Here is a 22,143-nt window from a genome sequence, read left to right on the forward strand (position 1 = left end):
AATCAAGGCTCCCATCTAACAATAATATCTTTAAATCTTTTGAAGATTTTCGAAAAGTAGTAGCAACTCATCGGCTGCATAAAAACCCAGACGACTTTTAATGGATTATTAACTGTCGCAACAGCTTGATGACGCCCGGCTTGATTAATTGCACTGCTATCCCCTCGCCACCAATCTTTCTTTGTTCCATCAACCCTGAAAAACTGATCATACCGCGCCTTCGCCTCCCAGAACTGACACAGCTTATCTTTCCAGCCATCAAACGACACGCCACAGTACTTATATTCCTGTATCTGTTTTGTTTCGGGATTATAAAATGTGCCGCAGATACGCGTCTGGTAGCTGATTGTAACCATACTCCAGCGCGAGCAACGCCTCACCATCGGCATCACTTTCCCTTCCGGTGGGCAGTTTTCACAGGTTTTTTCATCCGTCTTCGCCTGTGCTCCTGCTCTGGTATCAACACCTTCATAGGTCACTGTTTCTGAGTAGTCCATATCGTCTTCCCAGAAATCGCCGTGCGTCTCTGCACTGACCGCCATGGGATCATTCAGCATCGAATCATAGGGTTTTCCCTGATAATCAAACCCTCCGGCCCCCTGACGCGATCCATTGCCTGAGTCAGGATAAAACATATTCTCATCTTCCCAGCCTCCATGGCTGCCTCCTGCTCCGGGAAAGGTTGACGATCCGCTTGAACTGCCTGCCATACCGACACTTCCGGTTGCAGCCCCGCCCATTCCCCCTGATATCACCGGTGGGATCATGACCATTACAGTCCCCTCCTTTCCCTGTTAATCATCACATGCTTATAATCTTCAACTCTCTGATCCACTGAATAACCGTTTGGCGTTCTCAGCCATTTATCCACTTCGGGCTTCAGATAAAAACCAGGCCAGAACGCTTCCAGGAATAAAAAGTCTCGCTTCACATTCTTCTCTTTCAGCGCAAGGGTATTGGCATAATCCAGTGCTTTTCTCAGGCGAACATGGAACGTGTCATCCGGTTCGTTAATCCCCGGAAATTTCTTCTTCAGTCTTTGCGCGGTATCGCGAACAAAATCATCATTTTCCATTTTGTCCACACCGGCACACTGCTCTTCAGACAGCTTCAGCATATGAATTCCCTTTGTTTAAATGACCAGACTTTCCCGTCCACCGTTGTCAGCCATTCACGCATTAAACCTGTCATTTCCCTGTGCTGCTTGCTGTTCAGCATCGTTCCCAGGCGGAACTGAACACGCGGGTCCTGGAAACGCAGTAAAGCAGCCCTTCCATCCGGAAGCCCTGCGTTCATATATGCCTGTAAATGTGCGACCAGCTTCTGCGGTCCGAAGCCTGACACCACCCAGGACACGCCGGGTAGTGCCATTTCCAGGGCCTCCAGTTGTTCTCTCATTTCCATTGCTGCATTCATACTGATTAACAACGGTCCGGCAAAGGCAATGCGCGAATCCGGCCAGGTATTAAATAAAGGAAAGACAACATCCGGTTTGATTTTAAGTTCATAGCCAGTAAAACGCTCATATTGCAGTCCATCCACCAGAGCAAATACTGAGACGTCTGATGAATGAATCAGATGCTGAATTGCAAGACTAAAGCTGTGGTTCATGACTCGCTCCTGATAACAAAGGTGTCGCCATTCATCGCGGCCTTCATCAGACAACTGAGGCAAATCCCTCCGCCCGTCACGGCCTTAACCGGCATACTCGCCGCACCCGCTGCCATCATCCTTTTCGTCCTGCGTATATACGTCGCCGTCGTACCATACTCGACCTTCCCCGCCTCCAGCCGCAGGTAGCTCCCGCCACCAATCAGGGTGATACGTTTCTTTCCGGCAAAAGAGATGTTACTCGCCGAGCTCAGTGTCATTTTCTTCTCAGCGAACAGACGCATACTGGCCTTCTGCGCCTGCACTTCTACCGGGCCCTCTCCGGATTTGACGCTCAGCTGGCCGGTCCGCGCAAACAGCCCCAGCTTCTCCCCGGCCAGCAGCGTCGTATTGCCCATGGTGCCTGTGCTAATATCGCCCCCGGCATTAATGGCCACGTTTTTTGTGGCTGTCATCTGCAGGTGCTCCCCGCTGGTCATCGCCATCCCTTCCGGTGCGGACATCAGCAGCGCTTCATTGAGGGGCTTCAGCCGTTGCTCAAACATCGCTATCTGGCTGCCCACATCCGCCTTCAGGGCCTGCGCCTGTTCTGCTGCCATCTCCAGCTGCTGCAGCTGCTGATTAAGTCTGTCGATTTCCTTCAGCGCCGCATCCATGTCCAGCGCCTCACCCTGGGCTTTCGCCTGCGCATCCGCAGCGACAAAGAGTCCCTTCCCTGCTCTCAGGGTTCCCCACTCATCGGTGCGCAGCTCAGTGCCTTTACCGCGAAGCTGCCCCTTGCTGTTTACCAGGTTCCCGCTGTTGAGCTGCGTCTTACTGTATTCCGTGGCGAGTTTGATGTGCTCTTCACCACGCCTGTCTTCCATCCGCAGCTTGTTGTTCGCCGGGGTTCTGAGTACGTTGCGGGTGTGGTTGTCGCGGGCCACGTGGTCGGGATGTTCAGCGTCATGCAGGGCATACGCGATGTAAGGCAGGTCAATATCACCATTGCTGTAGGCTATCGCCACTTCGGTGCCGTCGGTGAGCGGCGTATGCCAGCCGTATGTATTACCAGAGTACGGCTTCGCCATCCGCAGCCACAGGTAGCCGTAGCCCGGCTCTGTCCCCTCCCGGTCGAAGTCCGGCTTCACCCGGTAGCGTCCCTGTTCATCCAGATGAGCGTGGATATCATTCCTCTGCCGGCTCTCGACCCGGGCCGGTAGCGTGCCGTGAATTTCCGGACGCGGGATTTCCGCCGGGCGGTAACAGTAACGTTCGATGTAGGGCATCCCCCAGAGCGACACATGCAGACGGGAATCACGGGCTCCCCGGAAGGTCACAAGCGTAAGGATAACGCCCTCTTTCAGGTCAGCAATGACATCGCCCTGCGGCTCCAGCACCTGCCCGGGCGCGAGGTGTGAAGCGTTGCTGAACAGGTGGATGCGGACTGATTTATTGAGCTCCCGCTCGTGGTGAAGCCGGGCGTAGAATGCGCCGGATTCGGTTTCCGGCTCCGGGCTGGCGTCATCGCCTGCGTCACGGTAAGGCGCTGCGTAGCGGTAATGCTCCCCGGTGGTGACCGCATTACTGCGCACGCTGACCGTCGCATCCATCGGCGTGGTGGCGGTCCGGTAGTTGTAATCCCGCGTGGCAACGGTGCCGGGGGCAATCCTGTGCCAGGTCCGCACGTCCCAGACCGATTCTGCCGCGCCGTCAAACAGGCCCGATGGCTCGCGGTACGGCAGCCGCACGTCAAACCGGTAGTTAAGCTGGCTGTCGGCCAGGATGTACGTATCCAGACCGCGCGCGTCGTCCATCTCCGTGCGCCAGTAAATCCCCACCTCAGACAGAATGCGCCGGATGAACTGTAAATCCGTTTCCCGCCACTGGGTGATAATTTCACGCGGCGGGTAGGTGCGCTCCAGCCTGAATTCAAAATCAGCTCCCTCCAGGCCGTGCCGGCGTAACACCTGCTCCACCACCTCCGGCACGGACTGGTTCTGAAATACGGCGCACTGCCGGGTATATCCCAGCAGCGCCAGGCGCGATCTGAGCGTAAGCCGGTAATGGGACTGATCCTTTGAGGTCGAAAGCCATTCCAGGCGGGTCACAATGCCGTGAACACTTTTACCGCTCCGCATCCGGAAAGAGGCATATTTCATCAGCACCTGTTCTGGGGGAATGTTTGCCTGCAGGGAGGTGAACTCGATGTCCCAACTGAACGGCTCGCTCAGTGCTTCCCTGCCGTAAAAGCGCAGGACATCCGGCCTCACGGTACTGTCATTAATATCCAGAGAGTATCGGGTCTGTCCGTTAAAAAGCGCTGACCAGTTATCCATCGCGTCACTCCTTTACCGGCACAAGGCTGAGCCAGCCATCACCCAGTTCAATCGTGCGGGGTGTGTCCGGGTCAAGATCGTCACGGGTTAGCACCAGCCGCCAGCGGTTGTCCTGCATATCCGGTCGGTTAAACAGCCCCACCACCGCCACGAACCGGGCGTCTTCATCCAGGGGCATATTGAGCGTCACGCTGCCGCCGGGCATCACCAGCTGCTCTTTTGATGCCAGCACGTCGTCCTTAAGTACCGTATCGGCCTTGCGCAGCAGCGTTTGGTAATCGGTGGCATCAACCGCTTTACGATCCCTGAGCTGATAAACCCGCACCATGGTCGCCAGCGGCGTCTGTGCGCCATCGGCGTTAATGGCCGTGCGCGGGGTAAAATCCAGATGCAGCGTTTTAATTTTCTTGTAGAAGATGGATTTGGTGATGCTGACCGTACCGTCCGTAACGGTCTGCGTCAGACCGCAGCCTGCAAGCAGACCACAGGCGATAAGCGTCAGCGCCCGCCAGCGGGTTACTGTTGCCATTCAAAAGTTCCTTTATTGAAAGTGGGAGTACGTATTTAATCGAAGCGGTAATGCCCGTCTTCAGCAGGCGATAACACAGACCATTGCAACCCTTCATAGCAGCCCAGACTGACGGTCAGTCTCTCCCGGTTATTGCTGAGTTTGCCTGCTTTCAGGCCCAGCAAACCGGTACGGCCCAGCAGGATACGCTTGCCTTTACTAAGGCGCGGCTCAGGCAGCAACCGCACGGGTACGGTAAGGCGCAGTCGTGCGTCACTGCGATAACCGAGATAGACGCGCATCAGGACCAGCAAATCTGTACGGAGGACACCACCGGGTAACCAGCCTTCCGCCTCGTCCGGATCCGATGTCTCCAGCGTCACCAGTACCCGGCTGCAGGCTTCCCTTGCCGTTTTACCCAGCGTGGCCCGCTGTGAAAGACGGACGCGGTTTATTCCTCCCAGCCCACTGCGGTTATCAATATGGACTTTAACTGGATCGGGTTCGGTGATAAATGCCCGGGTATTCGGTGCCAGCAGGCTCACCAGGGCCCGGATGCCTTCGGCGTTACGGGTGGGTAATCGCATGGTGCCCAGCAGGGCCAGGAAACGAGAAACCGGTGTAGCCACCTGTTCCGACGTGCCCGGTATACCGAGCCCCACCAGCCCCAACAGACATTGTGATGTAGCATCGCGACCACCAGCCTCGAAGGTCGCCGGCCAGGCGTATTTTCGCCAGATCCGGTAATACTGTGTGGTGATGCGGTGGCTGAAAATATCCAGAAATGAGGTGACCGCCTCATGGCCTTCGCGGCGCTGCGCAATGTCATCCAGATAGGACGTCGGCAGAGGGGAGTCCACCCCATACACACCAAGAAATGTCGTTCGGACCGTCGGGGGTAATGACGGATGGTCTTCGTCGGTCTCCACCGTTTTCAGGGTACTGACCGGGAAACCCATACCAGGCCAGGGTCTGAATCGTACAGGATCGTCGCCAGGATGGCTTGTAGTGCCCAGTTTCGCCGCATCCGGACTTTCCTGTTCCAGCAACTGGCAGAAACGATAGAAATTGGCCCGCCAGATATCATTTTTAAGGGCCAGCGTCAGCCCGGTACGTGCAGGCTGTGATTCTCGCGCCATCTCAGTCGTTTCCCTGTCGGTTGCAATACCAGCGTAAGCTGGTTAAAAAGGTGAATATCGGCATAGAGCGCAAAGAACCGGTGCAGCATTTCACCAAAGAGATTCACATCGCCCTCGCCTGCAAAATTATCCATATTCAGCGTGACCTCAATGTCCACGCCCCTGCGCATAAAGCCCTTCTCAAAACGACGGATCAGGGTGTGCTTCACTGCGACGATTGCTTCAAGCCGACGACGGTTCATTTCATCGTCGGTCCAGTCATAGAGCGCCAGCGTGCCCCGAAGCACCTCCGGATTGTCCATCATGCTAAGGAAGTTTGATCCGAGGTGACTCATCACCCGCCAGTGAAAACGGTCGTTTGCCGGGGGATATAGCGGCATCGTCGGTGCAGTGACGTTCAGTACTCTGACGGGCACTTTGCCGGTTTTAACCACTCTGTCGAGGAGCGTACTTTCCAGCGCTTTGCGCGGAAGCTGGCCATTGGTGCCGGTTATTCGCATCGTGAGTGACTCTGGTTTATCTGACAGCTGCTCCAGTTCGAACGAGCGCCCCCCGAGTATTAACCAGGTGTCATACAGCCCGGAGGGACCGCGTTTAACGCGGGTGTGGTAATAACGTTCAGGGGCATCGTGGCGCATCATACCGCCCCTGTGCCGGAAGCTGGTAAAGGGTACATAGGGGTGTTTGCCATTCTTCACCGCGCCGTGGATGTTATCGACGCTGTAAATCTCGGTATGACCATCCTGAAGACGCAGCGGCCTGAGCAGATATTCGTTATCCAGTGGCTCAAGAGTCAGAGGATCGGCTTCCAGGGTAAAGAGATTGATTACCGGCGCACAGTGCAGACGTAAATTTTCTGTCTCAAAAGGCAGATCGGATGACCAGGCTTCACTGAGTACAATGTCGATTTCAAACCAGGTGCTGACCGAGGTGAGCCCGATGGAGTCAAGGCCGCGCAGCTCAACAAACATGAACTTTGGACGGAAGCTGAAATACTCCAGCAGCAATTGGTAACCACTGAAGGCTGTGTCAGCTTTCTTCCACAGGACGTCATTGTCGTCAAAGCCCATGGGTTTGCACCAGCCGTCAAACTTATGACGTTCGGTATGCGTCCCGGCATGACGGGCGTACATGGCGTGGACTCGTCGGGTCATTGCCAGATGTAGCGCTGAACTGATGGGACTCTCTGCGTTAAGAAAGATAGAGACTCTGTCTATCCCGGTTTCAATCCAGTCCACTTTTTCAGGGCATTCGAAGCGCAAACGGATAGCTGAGCGGCCATCGGTCTCAGTATGGAGGCGAGCATCTGCAAGGTGCAGCGGTTGTAATGTAATGTCTCGGGTGGTCCGGTACTGGCAGGCGGTTTTATGTGGTCCGACGGGACGTGACAGAACTGAAAAACCTTCAGCCAGTATTTCGGCCTGACGCAGACTGCGCCAGTCAGGTGAGAACTCGACGATGGCCAGCGACGGTATAGTCCGCATATAGTGCGGCCACAGAAGACTCACCAGCCCTTCGGTCAGTTCCGGTAAATCATCATCCAGCTTTTCGCGCAGGCGGCCCATCAGGAAGGCAAAACCTTCGAGAAGACGTTCCACATAGGGATCGCGAGCGCCAGGTTTATCCAGATTAAGCATCGCTGCACGATCCGGATGAGCCCGGGCAAACTCTTTACCGGCCTCACGCAGATATCGCATCTCTGCTTCGTAATAGCGCAGGGTTAAATCATCCATGAACGACATTCCTGAAAATTGTTAATGAAAACTTTAGCCACAAAGCACCATGGCACGGGCAGGGTCGATAGCAATAAGTCCGGCAAGTAAGGACTCCATCTCAGGCATCAGACGGGCTTTATCAGATTCGCTACGACCGGCTTTCATGCGTAACAGCTTCAGACGTCGAGCCTGAACTTCAAACAACAGAGCCGGTTCCCAGTCTCCGAGCGTCAGCAGTGGTGCTCTGGAGGTAAGTTCACCAAGCAGATGAAGCGCCATATCGTTTCGGCCATACTGCTCTGCCACCCGGGCCATTAGCAGGCGAATCAGCCAGCGATGGCGTGGTGTATCCATTCCCGGGCGGGACTGGAGCCAGGCCAGTGCCGCTTCGGGCCCTTCCGTGTCTCCCTTCTCCATGGCTTCGGACTCAAGGAGCAGCACATCATCAGCCTGACCATTAACAACGGTTGCGGGTTCATCGCCGTACATCAGGCCTTCTTCATTCACTTTTTCAGCGATCCAGGCGATGGTAACTTCATCAGCGAAGGGGATGCCGTCATTCCATGCCAGTCCCTCAAGACCCGGAAGACGCCGAAGTAGTAGCCGCAAATCGAGAAGAACGGAGTCTGACCAGGCATCCCAGGGTTGTCCGGCATGGCTGAGCCCCTGCCACAGATACCACTGGAGATCGAGCCAAAAATGATTCACGCCTTCGCAAAACATCTGGCTGGCCTGCTCAACGAGTTCAGTCCAGTTTTTCTGAAGATATAGCCGCTTGAGTTGAGCGCGATACTCGGGTTTCGGCGGTACCAGACGGGTGCGACCGTTATTGTCGAGCGGCGGGATCTGGTCCACAGTATCCCACCGCACAGTCTTTATCAGCCGGTGAGAGGCAAGCCAGCCCTGGGGCTGCTCGCTCAGCCAGCGGGAAAGTAACCTGGTCTGGTCGAGTAAATCGCGACCCGATTTCACCGGTGACAGTTGTGGAAAATCAGCATGAGCTGATTCACGCCCGTACTCACAGGCGCTGCTGTTCTGAGGGACGAGTGTTTCCATACCACCTGAACGTGCAAGGCGGTTTTCAAGAGCAGTACAAAGGCCTGTAAAATACGGTTTCTCAGCTTCCGGCCACTCTGCCACGGCGGATTCAAGCAGGTTTAGGGCGCCAATCGTCAGACCGGCATCATTGCTGTCTACCTCGGGCCATAACAGCAACGCATCAATAACTTTTGCGCTGTTCAGCCACTCCAGCGCAGCTTTACGGGCAGCGGGACGATGGGGATGACATGCCTGCCCGTAGCGGGTCAGCATCGCAACGAGTAGCAGTAAGCCTTCGGACAACCCTTTTTCGCCGTCGCGGCTGAGACGCGCCTGAACGTACCAGGTCACCACGCGAATATCTTTGGCGCATTCGTAAAGACACTTCTGTGCCAAATCGCACAACAGCCCTGAATCGGTACCCGAAAGCTTATTGATCTCTTCACGCATTAGCTGGAAATTATCGTCGTATGCGGGATCGTCTCCGGTTTCAGGCCCAGTGGTGAAAGGATGCAGCCAGCTATCCCAGAGCGACAGGGCGTCAATTGCCCGGGTGATAAGGCGCTGCCTTTCTTCCTGGCTGGTGGTGCAGGCGGTTAACAGATCTTCCGATGAACTCATTCTTTTTCCCGTTTGTTAGTCTCTTCCATAAAACTCCCGACTGCTTTAAGAAAAGCGTCGTTATGGGCTGATTCCCCATCGTCACTGCAGTTCTTCTGCACCACCGGCAACGTTAAAGATAGCGTCGGGAAGCGTAAATCCCTGTAGCTTCAGTAAGGCAAGCGGACCTTCACCAAGCTCGCTACGCATCACAAACTTCAGAGGATTGCCGTCGCCGGAGATCCACACCAGTTGCGTCCGGCTGGCATCAAGAGGGGTAATGAGGGCCTTGTCCAGCAGGCGAATGAATCCCCAGTTGCCCTGGTTGTTGGCATAAAGCTGCATACCGCTGTTTACACTGCGCCAGCTGAGCGACACGCCTGGATAGTAGGTATTACCAGGCCAGGTAAAGCTCTGCCAGCTTTCCATCTGGTTGAAATAATCCAGGTTTTGCTCATCAAGGGTAAGTTGCACTCTGGCTACATCCCGAGAAGGACGCGCCATCAGTTCAAAGTGAACCCCTGCATCGCCCTGAGAGAACGCGATATCTGACAGTTCTGCCAGTTGGTTAATCGCACGAAGGAAATCCGGGCTGACAACCATACCCTGACTTGCGGAAGGGTCAACGACCCAGCGGTTTCCTTCCTGATGAAGGATCCCGCCAAGGTTAGTTTTCAGGAAGGTTGTGATTCGACCTGAGTCGCTACGAAGGAAATGAGCCAGTAACGGCAAGGAGGCGTCGCTACCTGTCGCTTTAAAGGGATACCGTCCCGAAAAAGCCTTATTCCATTGGTCGACAATGGTTGTCTGCCAGCGGGCATTTAGGCTATCTGCTGCCGGGGCAAGTACTTGCCGCCAGGCCAGATCCAGTGGTTGCACAAACAGCGACTGACCAAATCCGTTCCACTCCTGCCCCAGGCTTGCCGCAACCAGACTGCTATAATCGCGGGTGTCAGTCAGATCGATGGCTTTACCCTGGAACACGGTCTGGGCCAGCATCCGGGACATCGCCTGCGGATCCGGCGCGCTGGTGACCTGCTGAAGTTTCAGCCGCACCTGGGTAACGCGGGCCAGCCAGGACTGGAAACTGAGGTTACCGTTGGTACCAGTACCCTCTTTACCTTCCATAAATCCCGTAAGTGGTCCAAAAACGTCCTCCAGTGGACCTTTCGGCCCCTGCGCCTGCTCAATGAACTGTCGGGTATATTTTTTTCGACCAACCAGTTTTTTCGCTGAATCCACTATCGAATCAGCCAGTGCCTCGCCCTTCTCCCCTGTTTTCCCCTGCCAGGCCAGCGTATTCATTAAGGCTACAAGCGGAGACTGACGGATATCGCCAATCAGACTGAGCTGGGCAATGGCTTCAGAAAGAGAGGTCGCATCCTGCCACTGAATGCTGTTGACCATGTTCAGCCAGGCATTACCAAAATCGGTGAAATACCGTTCTGTCAGTCGGACCTTCAGCGCCTCCGGGCCGATATCGCTCCCTGTCTGGTGCGTCTTATCCGTCAGGACCCAGTCAATTTCATCGCGGCGGGTTTTAACGACCTCGTTAATCGCATCCTGTACCTGCTCTTCCCAGGCCTGACGTGTAAACATTCCCGGGACGACTTCATCAGTACTGAATACCGTTGAAGCATCGGTATCGCCGGTCATATCGGCAAGCGTTAAATCAGGCCAGTTACTGGCCACACGCTTAAGCATGTCCTGATAGAGACCAGATTCGGCGTTCCGCTGACCTATTTGCTTGAGCAAGATCTGACGGACCGTGCCGATTAATTCAGTGTCAGGCTTAATTTTCCATTCCGGATGGGCCGGGAGGTTTTGCGCAAAAAAGCCCAGCAGTTTCGGTGCTATGTCCTGCCAGGTACCATCCGGCACATTCTGGCGTTTCGGCCAGGTTATTAGCACGTTTTTCGCCAGCCATCCTGCATCGGCTTTGTCCGGCCTGGCCATCATCAGGTAAGCTTTCAGGACATCGTAGGTCCGTTGCGTTCCCTGCATCCGGGCATCACTGGCAGGAGGTAGTTGCACAAAGGCATTCAAGTGCTGCTTCAGATGATCTGCTGCGGCATCCCTCATCAACTGTGCGTTATTTTTTGCATACAGCGGCCAGAGTGCGGCCAGCGTGTCGCTGTCCTGGTTAAGACCAAAGCGGGTGTACCACGGAGCACCGGTCGCCTCACGATGTTGCAGACGAGCAATGGCTTGCTGGAGTACGAGCTGGTTGTGCAGGCGTTCAGCCAAGGGTTTTGCGGTATCCGCTGCTTGCCTTGCCGTTTCCTGCGCCTGATAAATCTGGGCACGGTTAACGATGAGGGACAGCAGTGTACCAGCCCCCCACAGGATTATCAGGGAAAGCAAAATTAACCGCAGAATCTTCAGCCAGTCGAAACCCAGTTTTCTGGCGCGAACCGTGGCACAGTCATCAATGACGGCTTTCCATGTCGGTGTGTCGAGACGAGTGTTAGGCACCGTTCCGGCAACAGCCAGTTCTGGACTGAACATCGCCCCACGTAAACGCCAGGCTGCAGATCCCTGCATCAGCCCGCCGAGCAAAACGGTCAGGCTGGCTTTCAATTCGTGTTGCAGACGGGAGGACAGCTGAAGCAGACCGAAATCAGCTGGATTATTCAGTATCTGTGCCATTCCGGTTTTTTGCAGGCGCTGAGACAGCGTAGTCAATGCCTTATCCGCCTCTTTTACAGTGCCTTCCGGCCCGATAATGACTCCTGTAGCAACCATTTGCGCATCCTGCTGAGCACCGGTGGCGTTGTCAGTCAGCCACAGCCAGACAGGCGCTTGCCAGCCCAGCTGATGGTCGGCTTTCTGGTGGCAACGCAAAAAAGCATCCCGTTCACTATCCGTCGGGAGGGTTGAGGTACTCATCACCTGAATGATGCCATCAACCGGTTGGCCGGATCGCAGGCGCGTCAGCTTTGAAAGGAAGATCTCATCCGGAAGTGACTGCCCATCACCGCCATAAATCAGTACGTTACCGTCGCCTTCCTGCCAGAGGTCATGACACAGGCTCGGGGCCGCTTTCTGGACGTCGTCCGGATTCCCCATCACCAGCAGGAGTCGCACCTTACGCTGCCAGCGACGCCCATAGCGAAAGCGCAGGTGTTCGGACACGGCGGCTTCGCTGAAGACCGGTTCATCGTCGTCTTCTTCGCTGGCAATGGTATTCGTCACCGGAACGGTAATCTGAGACTTTTTCTGCCCCAAGTGGAAGTACAACCCGGACTTACCGGCGATGTCGAAAGCCTTTTCTGTCAGCCAGCCGAGTAAAAACAGCGCGGCAGCCAGCATGGCGCAGAATGTGAGTATGCGCTGGCCGTCATACGGACCGAATCCGGTAGCCGAGGCCACGCTTTCCGGAAAGGCATAAAACAGAAAAGCCACGATGACCGTCAGAAAAAACGCGACAGTCACAACGGAGCCGATGAGTGTTTTGACTTTTACCTTAGACATTCTTAGGCGATTCCTTGCGAACTTCTTCTTTGGTGATGACGGCGATCCAGACGTCGTCCTTGTCAGCGGTGGGTTGTGCGGCGATAACCTGCGGGCCATTATCGCTACATGCAGCAGAGGCAAGAATAATAGCAAGCCAGGGGGCGGCGCGTCTGGCATATCCCAGAGCGGGATCAATACCATGATTGTCTTTTGACAAGCTGAATGTCACCCCATTATCTTCACAAGCCATATTCCATCCACTTCCGCTTGAAAGGACCGGACCTGTATACCAGGCAGTTTTTAGTGTCCCAGGGGCTGTTGCGGCCCATAAAAGTGCCCTGTCCAGCGTTTTTACAAGCCGGGTTTCCTGGCCCTTTTCAGGGCGATGGAGACATACGGCATCAGGATAACCAACAGCCTTACGGTTGCTGAGCACCACAAGGGTAATGGCATCGGCGTCACCTTCATCAGGCTGAGCTGGCAATGAAAACGTCACTCCTGCAAGAATGCCTGGAGTGTTCCAGCGCTGGTCCAGCCAGGCATCAAACCCAGCCAGACCTTTGCCCGCAAGGAGTCTGAAGACCCGCCCGGTTCTGGCAGTGAGTTCATTTCTGAAGTGCTCCTCCAGTCTGGGTCGGATATCGTCGTCACAGTCCAGCATCAGGCAGCAAGGAATATCCTTCGACAGGGTGTCGGTAATTTTTTGTACATGGGCGACGAGTGTTGACGTCGCGGAGATGAATTCTGTATCCAGATCTGTCTGAAAACCGGCTAAGGCTGCATATCTGACAGCGGTTCTGGAACCCCGTGGCGTTGAGGCCTCTGAAGCTGGAACGGTATGATTAAGTGCTTTCACCAGTGCACCGGGGCTATTTCCTGAAACGTGTTGAACGCATGTATCGAGTATCCAGGCACAGCGCTGACCCCGACGAGTTTCGCGATCAATAAGCGCTTCGCGCTCCATATTCCGGGACTCAGCCCCTACCTGCTCTGCTTTGTATGCAAACCGGCGCAGGGAGAAAAGCAGTCCCCAGAGACAGAAAGGTAATCCCAGCGCAGTAAACCAGAAAATAAAACCAGTGCGTTCTGTCGTCCAGTTCCATAGCGTTACCGCAATCCCACCTGACATGACAAATGCCAGGAACAGCAGCCAGCGGCGGGTATCAGGTCGTGGAACCTTCGCCGCCTTTTCAGGGATGGTATCCAGCAGGACAGGCATACTCAGGCAACCTTTGCAGGAGCAAAAGAACTGATCAATGTGCAGCCACAACCACATTTATGACCGTGAAAAGCAACAGGGATCCCGTTATCAAGATAATCAGGGTTACCTTCTATGATAGTTGTCGGACCATGTCCCGGTATAGGGCAGGAAACCCTGTCACCTTTACGCGCCACGCCAATCCCCCCAAATATCATGGTGCCAGAGCAGGTCATCACTGAACCGCCGTGAGTTGTTTTGTCGCCTTTTCGAATAATCTGCAACATTTATATCTCCATCAATTTATTGTATACAAGGCAGAATAAATTAATATTTATTACTCAAGTAGTTTCAGAATCTTGACCAATGCAGCCAGAGGGTTGTTATGCCTGTTTACTGAATTAGCTTCATATAAAAGGTGAAAGGATATTTTTTATTCCCTGCTGCATTTGACCATACTCCTTTAAACTGCCCTTTCTCCAACAGACCATCAAACGTCTCCATTCCCTCAGGGACAGAGGCTGACAGCGTCAACCTATCACCGTCCCGACGACCAGTTACATTTATTTTTTTCTTCATTTTTTCATAAAAATAAAAACCAGAAGCATTATTATCATTATATTCGAGGTGCAAACCCATTCTAAATTTATCGTTCAACCTCCCGATATAATTAACTGAATCAAAGTCTATATCACAACTACTTAAACAGCCAATATCATTCAAATTTATAGCATCAATATCTTTACTATCAAGAGCAATCACAGAAAGCTGATTTTTTTCAACACCATCAGTAATTTGTGACAGATAAAATAAGATGTCATTTCCGGTATATTTATTTGGGCCGTATGATAACTTATTTTGATTGACACATAATTCTGAAGCTACTTGTAATAGTAAGCCATCTTTTTTTTCAGGCATTTTCCCTGCTGATGTATCACATTCCTTGCCAGACTATTTCTTCACGTTGTTATTAAAATCAATAGAACTCTCAATGTAATAATAGTTAACAGGTGAAAGGTGTTTATTGTGATACTTAAACGAAATAAACTCTATAGCTTTGGTGCTAACAAGATACACTTTTGAAAAAACATCTCTTTCTCCATACTTTTGCAAAGAGACACTTTCTGTTGTTTCATTCATATCAAAATAAGGGAATATGTTTTTCCCATTTTCAGTATCTGCCAATTCAACTTTGTAAGATACATCATCAACATTTCGTTCCATTTTCAAGAAAACATCGCAAGAAATACTTTCCTTTAGAGAACAGTTCGTGACATCTAAGTCAGCGTTTGCATGTACATAAAAGGAACATACTGATAAAAGAAAACACCACACATTACTAAATTGTTTCATTTATTATCACTTCAAATAATTCAGCATAATCCTTAAACTCATCAGCCTTATCAGGAATACCATGTCGATAGCCATTGATGATTAACCTTGCATTAAAGTAATCCTTTTTACCTGATCCCAAATAAATATCTAATGTATGCCCGGCCCTGAAACCACCATCTTTCCTACCTATCATCATAATTGAAACAGCTGTGCTGATCTCAAGACAGAGATCTGGACTGGTAACAATGTCTATACCTGTAATGGATTTAAATTTCTCATAGGAAATTTTCCATGTTAACTGAACTAAACCACGTCCGCGATATTTATACCCATCACCAATATTTGTATTGTGGTTCAACATAGCTCTTTGTCGGTTAGATGCCGTTGGACCTGAACCATAATCGACTTCCGTCTTGCCATATGAAATATTTTCACTGATTGGTTTAAAGAACAACCTTTGCCTGTAGTCATAAGACTCTATTCTTATTTGTAGCAAGCATATACGAGAAAAATTCTTCATTAAAATCGTCAAAATAATTATAATACTGCTTCTTCATTTCATTTAGAAGCTTTTGCAATGACTCTTCAGAGTCCTGAGTCAATGCTGGGATGGTTATTTTGTTTCCTCGATCATAGAACCCAAAAACTGCAGTATGTTTTTCTTTATACTTTTGAATAAATTTTTCAATGTCAAACCATTTAGATGAACTGTTCATCGCCTCCAAAAATACTATAGGATGCATATGCCACGGTTCCGGCCCCAGTGCCACATCCTTTTCGGACACTGCCTTCATCCATGTCATCTTATCCAGAAACTCTTCCAGATACGTTTTCCACAACGGTGCATCCGTGGTTAACGTATCCAGGTATGTATTCCAGAGCGGATCATCCTTGCCGTAGTACCATTCACTGGCGTGTTTTGCAATTACATGGTATAAGCGGTCACGGTAAGAGATATTATGGACCACCTGAAGATAATTGAGAAATAAGCCTATGGAAAATTAAACCCCTCCTCATTTACATAAGGAATGTCAACTATATAATCACTTACAACACTATCACTTCTATATGAGTTCGGCAAACAATCACTAGATTGAATAATCTTTCCATTTTTTTTGATATCAAACGACATTGTGTATTCATTTTTTTCAGAACCTTCGATTACATCAATGACATAACTGTATTTGCCGCGTTTGAAGCCATAATAAGTAACACCCATCTTGCTATCTTTGGTGCGTCTCAGTTTATTCTCTTCGTTGAAAACAACTTTTAACTCTATTTTACTATCCCTTTTAAAACCATAATTAATTTCTTTTGTAATATTATCAATGAGGAATGAAACTTCTTTACCTCCCTCTCCAGGTAATGAGCAAGTAATGATTTTAGTCACATTCTGTTCAACTGCCAAAGCGCCTGCCGACAAAAAAAACAAAGCCCCCCCCCGCTAAAAACATCTTATGTTTTCTCATTGTAATACCGTTTCGCATAATGAATAAGCCTCTTGTCGCTCTGCCAATCCCATATCCCCACCGTTTACTCTTTTTGTAACAGCAACAACATCACTATAACCGTTGCCTTGATCTAATGAATAGACCTCGTAATGCAACCAAAACCATAAAGCGCTTCGAATAGCATAAGGCATTGTATTTATTGTTTCAGGATCCGAAACGGTGTCAGGTGCTTCATCATGCCAATGATCATGATACCCCTCCATAAACCCATTATATTTTTCATATCCAGTAACTTGAATTAGCCCTAGCCCTCTAAAATTATAGCCATCATCAGGATTGCTCTGTCTATTCCCATTCAATCTTAAGTAATGCTTACGGCCTATAGCTTGTTCATCAGCACGACGAATTATTCTTCCAGCAGAATTCTTCAGATAGCCATCAGTTTCTGACTCCGTTGGATGTTCTCGGTAATATCGGCTAAACGACCTTAAAGTTGCTGGTGAAAATTGAAACCCTTCCGTTTTTCCTTTCATTTGAGGACCAACTTCCCCTTTAATTTGGGAGAAGAAATGTCGTAATCTCGTTGAGGTATCTAACTTAAACTCCTCCAACCTCCCTTGTAGTTCAACAACGACTGTATTTAAATTATCATCAGAAGCTTGTGGGAAAATAGTTTTTAACTGAGTATAAGTAACACCATCACTAGTACTAACAGCCTTAAGAAAAACAATAGGATGCATATGCCACGGATCCGGCCCCATTATCACGCCCTTTTCCGACACAGCCTTCATCCATGTCATCTTATCCAGAAACGCTTCCAGGTACGTTTTCCATAACGGTGCGTCCGTGGTTAATGTATCCAGGTAGTTCTTCCAGAGCGAGTCATCCTTGCCGTAATACCATTCACTGGCGTGCTTCGCTATCACACGGTACAGATGGTCGCGATACGACACATTATGAACCGCCTGAAGATACTCCTGCTCCGAGTAATGTCCGTCCTGGTTACTGTCTATCAACTCCAGCAGGCGTTTATAGTTATACTTGTTCAGCGCGTGAGTGGTCCGGGATTCCTCCTGTGCTGCTTTATACAACTGCTCCAGAATACCCTTCACCACGTTATTCGGTTGTTTTATCCCATCAATCAGGTCAAAACTCTCTGGTGTCTTATCCAGCGTAACAAAGCCAAGCTCACCAAGCGCATACTGCGACACTTTCTGAACACTGGCTGCGGCCAGCCAGCCACCTTCAGGCCGTATCTGATAATATGCCGCATCCCTATTACTGGTCAGCGTCTTCCCCTCAGCATCAGCGCCAGGGACTTTTGCCAGTGTCAGAATACCCGCGGCCCTTGTTTTACGACTGCCCGCAACCATTCCCCGCTCACCCTTTTCAAACAACGGTGTATCGGTTTTCCAGGTCAGATAAACAGGCGCATCCTCTTCCGCATGTCCGGGATTAGTGATGAACTTCTCCATATCATCCATGCTCAGGCACTCTATGTGTACCTGGTAGCGCGAGCGTTTGCCATTTTCTTCTGGTAGCTGATAAAAACCCATATGCCCGAGACTGTCTCCCGCACTGACAGGCACATCAGTATATTCATAACACTATCCGGATAAGCATATTTCAGCCCATGTCACCATCTGCCATCATTAGTATATACCCTTATGTTGTACTAATCAGATGCATCGCCCTCTTCCTCTGAGAATGGCCTCTGTATTTATTGATATTAATAAAAACAACGAATTATCTTATTAATAAAACCAGATATCAGGCGTTTTTTGTGACACGACTAAGGCAACTAATATTGTGTATCCGATTCGATTACTACGTCAGCACTATTATTTTTAGACTTAACGGAATAGCGGACAGACTCATTTTCTTGTTCAATTATTATCTCGAGCGTGTTGCGATCAGTCCATTGATAAATGATATATCCCCCATCAACAGGGTATTTAATATTTTTACTCGGCAACTTTTCCTTTAATGCATGCTGATAATGACTGAGCGCACGAATATTGGAATATACTTCAGCTATAGATTTATTACTAAACTGACAGCTATATTTACTTCTTCCATCGTAGGCCACGCCTTCCGCAACGTCTTTACAGTATTGCCAAAAATCAATTTTATCTTTATTCCCCGAAGTTACATTCCCAGTTTTTTTCTTCATGAACACCACATAGTCTTGTTCGGAGAAAAACAAATTCCCGTTAGCTTCTATGAGTTCACTGTACGGTTCGGGACATTCTTCACCAGGCCTGAGAGATGTCAGGACAACAACATCATCCGTCAGAGGCATTTCTTCCTGTGAAAATAGTGCCTTATACATTGCCACCGTAGCTTTAGAGTAAAAATAAGAAAGCAATGTTTTGTTTATTCTGACGAAGTCGATAGAGCAGATATTTCCTTTTTCCAGTAGGGAATTCTGAATGGTGAGAATGTTTGAATCAGTGACGATCTCGACCTGTCGAAACTGCGTTGTCAGATTGCGAACCCTGTCCGCATCCGTCATTCCTAAGACAGTAGAACTGGAGACTTTATCAAAAACCCATACATCTTTTGCCTCACTCACCTGGATGCTAGCGGTAAATGATAAAACAAAGAGGATGTAAATCCATAATAGCTTTTTATTCACAATAGCATTCCTTGTTTTACATTCTGTCAATGAGAAGAATCATAAACATTATTATTGAATAAATCCCACTCTTTCCTCCGGCGCGTCACCAGGCCAGTTTTACCGTCATTGGTAATATCGAGAAATTCGTCCGCTGCACCAGCATAATCTCCGCTATTAAGTTTCGATTTGAGTAAAGGTGCTTTGCGTAATGAACCGAGATTGAACAAAAGGCTTACCAACGCATCAAACTCGTACTGATAGAGATTCACCATTACTGAACTCTTAAGTTCATTTACATATGTGGGCAGTCTTTCTTCAAAAAGTTCATCAGCGCGGGCACGCGTGATGCCGTCTTTGAATTCGTCTGACAGAACGATATCCTCACACTTGCGCCTTGCAATTAAGTGACCATAACCAATGGTGCAATAGCCCTCTGAATCATTATAAGGTTTTGACTTAAATGACTCCCATCCTTTGATAAACGCTTTTCCTTCATCTGAAACCTGTAACTGGTTTATATCAACCCGGTTTCTATTTTTGACATTTTCACTGAAAGTGTTCTCGTAACCTTCGCGCAATATTTCCAACGGATCACGTAAGTCACTTCGTCGTCTGTAAGGGAGATTTGATGTATTGTTTGGAGGCGATTCAGACTCATTTCCAGGATAGTATTCAAAATGTAGCATATAAACGGTCTGCCCCGCTATAATGCAGGGATGCTTGTTTGTTTCTGGAGAAATCATTAAACCTGTTTTAGCTATTATACTACCTTGACTCACTTTATCTCCTACATTAACAGTAATACTATTAGGATCAACCTCTCCATAACGTGCAAAAAAACGTCTGTTATCATTCGTTTTATGCTCGATTGTTATTTGTGATGTCCCCATATAATAAGCTGTAATGCTTTTGACTGTTCCGTTACAAACAGCAACAATTTCTGTCGAAGGTTCGGTATATAAATCACGAGCAGCATGTTTACGACTCCCTCCGCTTCGATTTCGACCAAATATGGCCTGAGAGGCATTGCTGTCACTTAAAAATGCAGCCCAGTAATAATTTTTCCAGACTCCATTAATATCATTCTTCGGTTTGACTTTAAGCGGAAATATAATCAATTTCTGATCGTTTGAGACAGCATCTAAAAACACTACCGGATGCATATGCCACGGATCCGGCCCCAGTACCACACCCTTTTCCGACACTGCCTTCATCCATGTCATCTTATCCAGAAACGCTTCCAGGTACGTTTTCCATAACGGTGCGTCCGTGGTTAATGTATCCAGGTAGTTCTTCCAGAGCGAGTCATCCTTGCCGTAATACCATTCACTGGCGTGCTTCGCTATCACACGGTACAGATGGTCGCGATACGACACATTATGAACCGCCTGAAGATACTCCTGCTCCGAGTAATGTCCGTCCTGGTTACTGTCTATCAACTCCAGCAGGCGTTTATAGTTATACTTGTTCAGCGCGTGAGTGGTCCGGGATTCCTCCTGTGCTGCTTTATACAACTGCTCCAGAATACCCTTCACCACGTTATTCGGTTGTTTTATCCCATCAATCAGGTCAAAACTCTCTGGTGTCTTATCCAGCGTAACAAAGCCAAGCTCACCAAGCGCATACTGCGACACTTTCTGAACACTGGCTGCGGCCAGCCAGCCACCTTCAGGCCGTATCTGATAATATGCCGCATCCCTATTACTGGTCAGCGTCTTCCCCTCAGCATCAGCGCCAGGGACTTTTGCCAGTGTCAGAATACCCGCGGCCCTTGTTTTACGACTGCCCGCAACCATTCCCCGCTCACCCTTTTCAAACAACGGTGTATCGGTTTTCCAGGTCAGATAAACAGGCGCATCCTCTTCCGCATGTCCGGGATTAGTGATGAACTTCTCCATATCATCCATGCTCAGGCACTCTATGTGTACCTGGTAGCGCGAGCGTTTCCCGTTTTCTTCCGGTAGCTGATAAAAACCCATATGCCCGAGACTGTCTCCGGCATTGACCGGTACAGGCGCTGAAGGTACATACACATCATTAAAAACGGGTTCACTACCGGATGCTGCCGGTGCAACCGACGTCAGACTGTCGCCGTCTGACACCACCCATACCCGGTCGCCCTTCTTCGGGCTATGCTTGAGATTATCCTTATCTTGCCCCAGGGTTACCAGACTGAAGGTTCTTGCAGCATCGCCATCATTCTTACCCGGACGGGTAACCTGCTGCAAAGTGTTACCGGGTTCGTAAGAAAGCGGGAAACCTGCCACCAGGTTGCCTGCATTTTTATATTGCAGTACATCGTCACGGCTCAGATAGTATGACCAGTCAGTACGCGAGGTGCAGTTCACCACACCTTCTTGCCGGGTACTATAAGAAGGTGAGCATTTTGCCCACCAGGATGGAATGGGCGCTGACGCCACCGCTTTCAGTGAACCCTGGTCAGATACAGTCCAGACTCTGGTGCCTGCTGCAAGTGTGTCCCCTACTGCATTTTTCGTCTCACGGGTAATGGTCACTTCAGTGAACTGACGTCTGTCACTACTTCGGGTCACAATGTTGTCACCCAGCGTGACAACCGTGCCTTTATTCAGTTTTCCGGCTGCGCGGCCTGCATGCAAATCTTCCGCACTGGTGTAATAGCGCTGGATCTTTGCCACTTTTCTGTCCGATAGATTTCCCTGTTGTTTATAAGCAGCATAAGGCGCCAGATTCATATACAGAGTGAAAAATGTCAGTCCGCTCTCTTCTGTATCACCCGGCTGGATATAATGTTTCACCAGCACAAAAGAGGTCGAAAGGAACAGTTTTTCACCGCGCCATTCAATCGCGGCACTCTCGTAATCCTTGCATATCCGCCAGGCAACTATTTCACCATCCGCCATACAACGAATAAATTGCTCCCCTTTATACGGTTCCCGACAATATTCATTCTCTGCCGTGCTGTCAGTACTCAGGGCGCACCATGGAATGGTGGCATCAGTAATATGGATACCGCCATGCCACATCCCCTGACTTCCCACCAGATACAGTCCGGAGCTTTCTCCTCCGACCGTCGATAACAGCTCTTCCACAGTGGTAAAGGCATGACCATTTTTGTTTGACGGTACGGGGTAACTGATTTTGGGTAACGTTGCTGTCATAAATCACCTTCCAT

The 22,143-nt window shown here is 50.1% G+C and carries 18 protein-coding genes and 1 pseudogene; all 19 read right to left on the bottom strand.

Going from position 1 to position 22,143, the window contains the following annotated elements; translation table 11 throughout:
* Positions 1–2: 2 nt before the first annotated feature.
* The 19 genes and pseudogenes from NB069_RS12325 to NB069_RS22535 all read right to left on the bottom strand — a co-directional run bounded on the left by NB069_RS12325 (position 3) and on the right by NB069_RS22535 (position 22,129).
* Positions 3–773 carry a Tox-REase-5 domain-containing protein gene (locus tag NB069_RS12325; RefSeq protein ID WP_250583928.1) on the bottom strand — a complete coding sequence of 257 codons (771 nt, stop codon included), beginning with the start codon at positions 771–773 and terminating at the stop codon, positions 3–5.
* The gene (locus NB069_RS12330) at positions 773–1,117 is read right to left on the bottom strand and encodes a hypothetical protein (protein WP_250583930.1); all 345 of its coding nucleotides are present in this window, start codon (positions 1,115–1,117) and stop codon (positions 773–775) included. Before NB069_RS12330 ends, NB069_RS12325 begins: the two co-directional genes overlap by 1 nt.
* Positions 1,111–1,611, bottom strand: a complete 501-nt coding sequence (locus NB069_RS12335) for a DUF4123 domain-containing protein (RefSeq protein ID WP_250583932.1) — start codon at positions 1,609–1,611, stop codon at positions 1,111–1,113. The genes NB069_RS12330 and NB069_RS12335 overlap by 7 nt, the downstream gene beginning before the upstream one ends.
* Complete coding sequence (locus NB069_RS12340) at positions 1,608–3,929, bottom strand: type VI secretion system Vgr family protein (protein ID WP_250583934.1); 2,322 nt, start codon at positions 3,927–3,929, stop codon at positions 1,608–1,610. Before NB069_RS12340 ends, NB069_RS12335 begins: the two co-directional genes overlap by 4 nt.
* A 4-nt stretch (positions 3,930–3,933) precedes the next feature.
* On the bottom strand, positions 3,934–4,458 hold the full coding sequence (gene tssJ, locus NB069_RS12345) for a type VI secretion system lipoprotein TssJ (protein WP_250583936.1): 525 nt from the start codon (positions 4,456–4,458) through the stop codon (positions 3,934–3,936).
* 35 nt (positions 4,459–4,493) lie between these two features.
* Entirely contained in the window at positions 4,494–5,576 is a 1,083-nt protein-coding gene (tssG, locus tag NB069_RS12350; RefSeq protein ID WP_250583938.1) for a type VI secretion system baseplate subunit TssG, read from the bottom strand.
* Positions 5,540–7,309 carry a type VI secretion system baseplate subunit TssF gene (gene tssF, locus NB069_RS12355; protein WP_250583940.1) on the bottom strand — a complete coding sequence of 590 codons (1,770 nt, stop codon included), beginning with the start codon at positions 7,307–7,309 and terminating at the stop codon, positions 5,540–5,542. The genes tssG and tssF overlap by 37 nt, the downstream gene beginning before the upstream one ends.
* A 33-nt stretch (positions 7,310–7,342) precedes the next feature.
* The gene (gene tssA, locus NB069_RS12360) at positions 7,343–8,950 is read right to left on the bottom strand and encodes a type VI secretion system protein TssA (protein ID WP_250583942.1); all 1,608 of its coding nucleotides are present in this window, start codon (positions 8,948–8,950) and stop codon (positions 7,343–7,345) included.
* Between the two features lie 81 nt (positions 8,951–9,031).
* The gene (locus NB069_RS12365; RefSeq protein ID WP_250583944.1) at positions 9,032–12,403 is read right to left on the bottom strand and encodes an ImcF-related family protein; all 3,372 of its coding nucleotides are present in this window, start codon (positions 12,401–12,403) and stop codon (positions 9,032–9,034) included.
* Entirely contained in the window at positions 12,396–13,604 is a 1,209-nt protein-coding gene (locus tag NB069_RS12370; protein ID WP_250583945.1) for a hypothetical protein, read from the bottom strand. Before NB069_RS12370 ends, NB069_RS12365 begins: the two co-directional genes overlap by 8 nt.
* A 2-nt stretch (positions 13,605–13,606) precedes the next feature.
* Positions 13,607–13,870, bottom strand: a complete 264-nt coding sequence (locus tag NB069_RS12375) for a PAAR domain-containing protein (protein ID WP_072036722.1) — start codon at positions 13,868–13,870, stop codon at positions 13,607–13,609.
* Positions 13,871–13,976: 106 nt separating this feature from the next.
* Positions 13,977–14,501 carry a hypothetical protein gene (locus NB069_RS12380; protein ID WP_250583947.1) on the bottom strand — a complete coding sequence of 175 codons (525 nt, stop codon included), beginning with the start codon at positions 14,499–14,501 and terminating at the stop codon, positions 13,977–13,979.
* A gap of 33 nt (positions 14,502–14,534) precedes the next feature.
* A complete protein-coding gene (locus NB069_RS12385; RefSeq protein ID WP_250583949.1) occupies positions 14,535–14,936 on the bottom strand; it encodes a hypothetical protein in 402 nt (133 codons plus the stop codon).
* Positions 14,923–15,372 carry a hypothetical protein gene (locus NB069_RS12390; protein WP_250583951.1) on the bottom strand — a complete coding sequence of 150 codons (450 nt, stop codon included), beginning with the start codon at positions 15,370–15,372 and terminating at the stop codon, positions 14,923–14,925. The genes NB069_RS12385 and NB069_RS12390 overlap by 14 nt, the downstream gene beginning before the upstream one ends.
* Positions 15,373–15,385: 13 nt before the next feature.
* Positions 15,386–15,886 (bottom strand): hypothetical protein, encoded by a 501-nt coding sequence (locus NB069_RS12395; protein ID WP_250583953.1) that lies wholly within the window; start codon positions 15,884–15,886, stop codon positions 15,386–15,388.
* A 23-nt stretch (positions 15,887–15,909) separates the two neighbouring features.
* The gene (locus NB069_RS12400) at positions 15,910–16,350 is read right to left on the bottom strand and encodes a hypothetical protein (protein WP_250583955.1); all 441 of its coding nucleotides are present in this window, start codon (positions 16,348–16,350) and stop codon (positions 15,910–15,912) included.
* 33 nt (positions 16,351–16,383) lie between these two features.
* Positions 16,384–17,958 (bottom strand): annotated as a pseudogene (locus NB069_RS12405) (glycoside hydrolase family 19 protein); the annotation flags it as partial.
* 212 nt (positions 17,959–18,170) lie between these two features.
* Complete coding sequence (locus NB069_RS12410; protein ID WP_250583957.1) at positions 18,171–19,007, bottom strand: hypothetical protein; 837 nt, start codon at positions 19,005–19,007, stop codon at positions 18,171–18,173.
* Positions 19,008–19,033: 26 nt separating this feature from the next.
* Positions 19,034–22,129 carry a glycoside hydrolase family protein gene (locus NB069_RS22535; protein WP_350223394.1) on the bottom strand — a complete coding sequence of 1,032 codons (3,096 nt, stop codon included), beginning with the start codon at positions 22,127–22,129 and terminating at the stop codon, positions 19,034–19,036.
* Positions 22,130–22,143 lie beyond the last annotated feature (14 nt).

The sequence above is a fragment of the Leclercia adecarboxylata genome (assembly GCF_023639785.1).
Taxonomy (GTDB): Bacteria; Pseudomonadota; Gammaproteobacteria; order Enterobacterales; family Enterobacteriaceae; genus Enterobacter; species Enterobacter adecarboxylatus_D.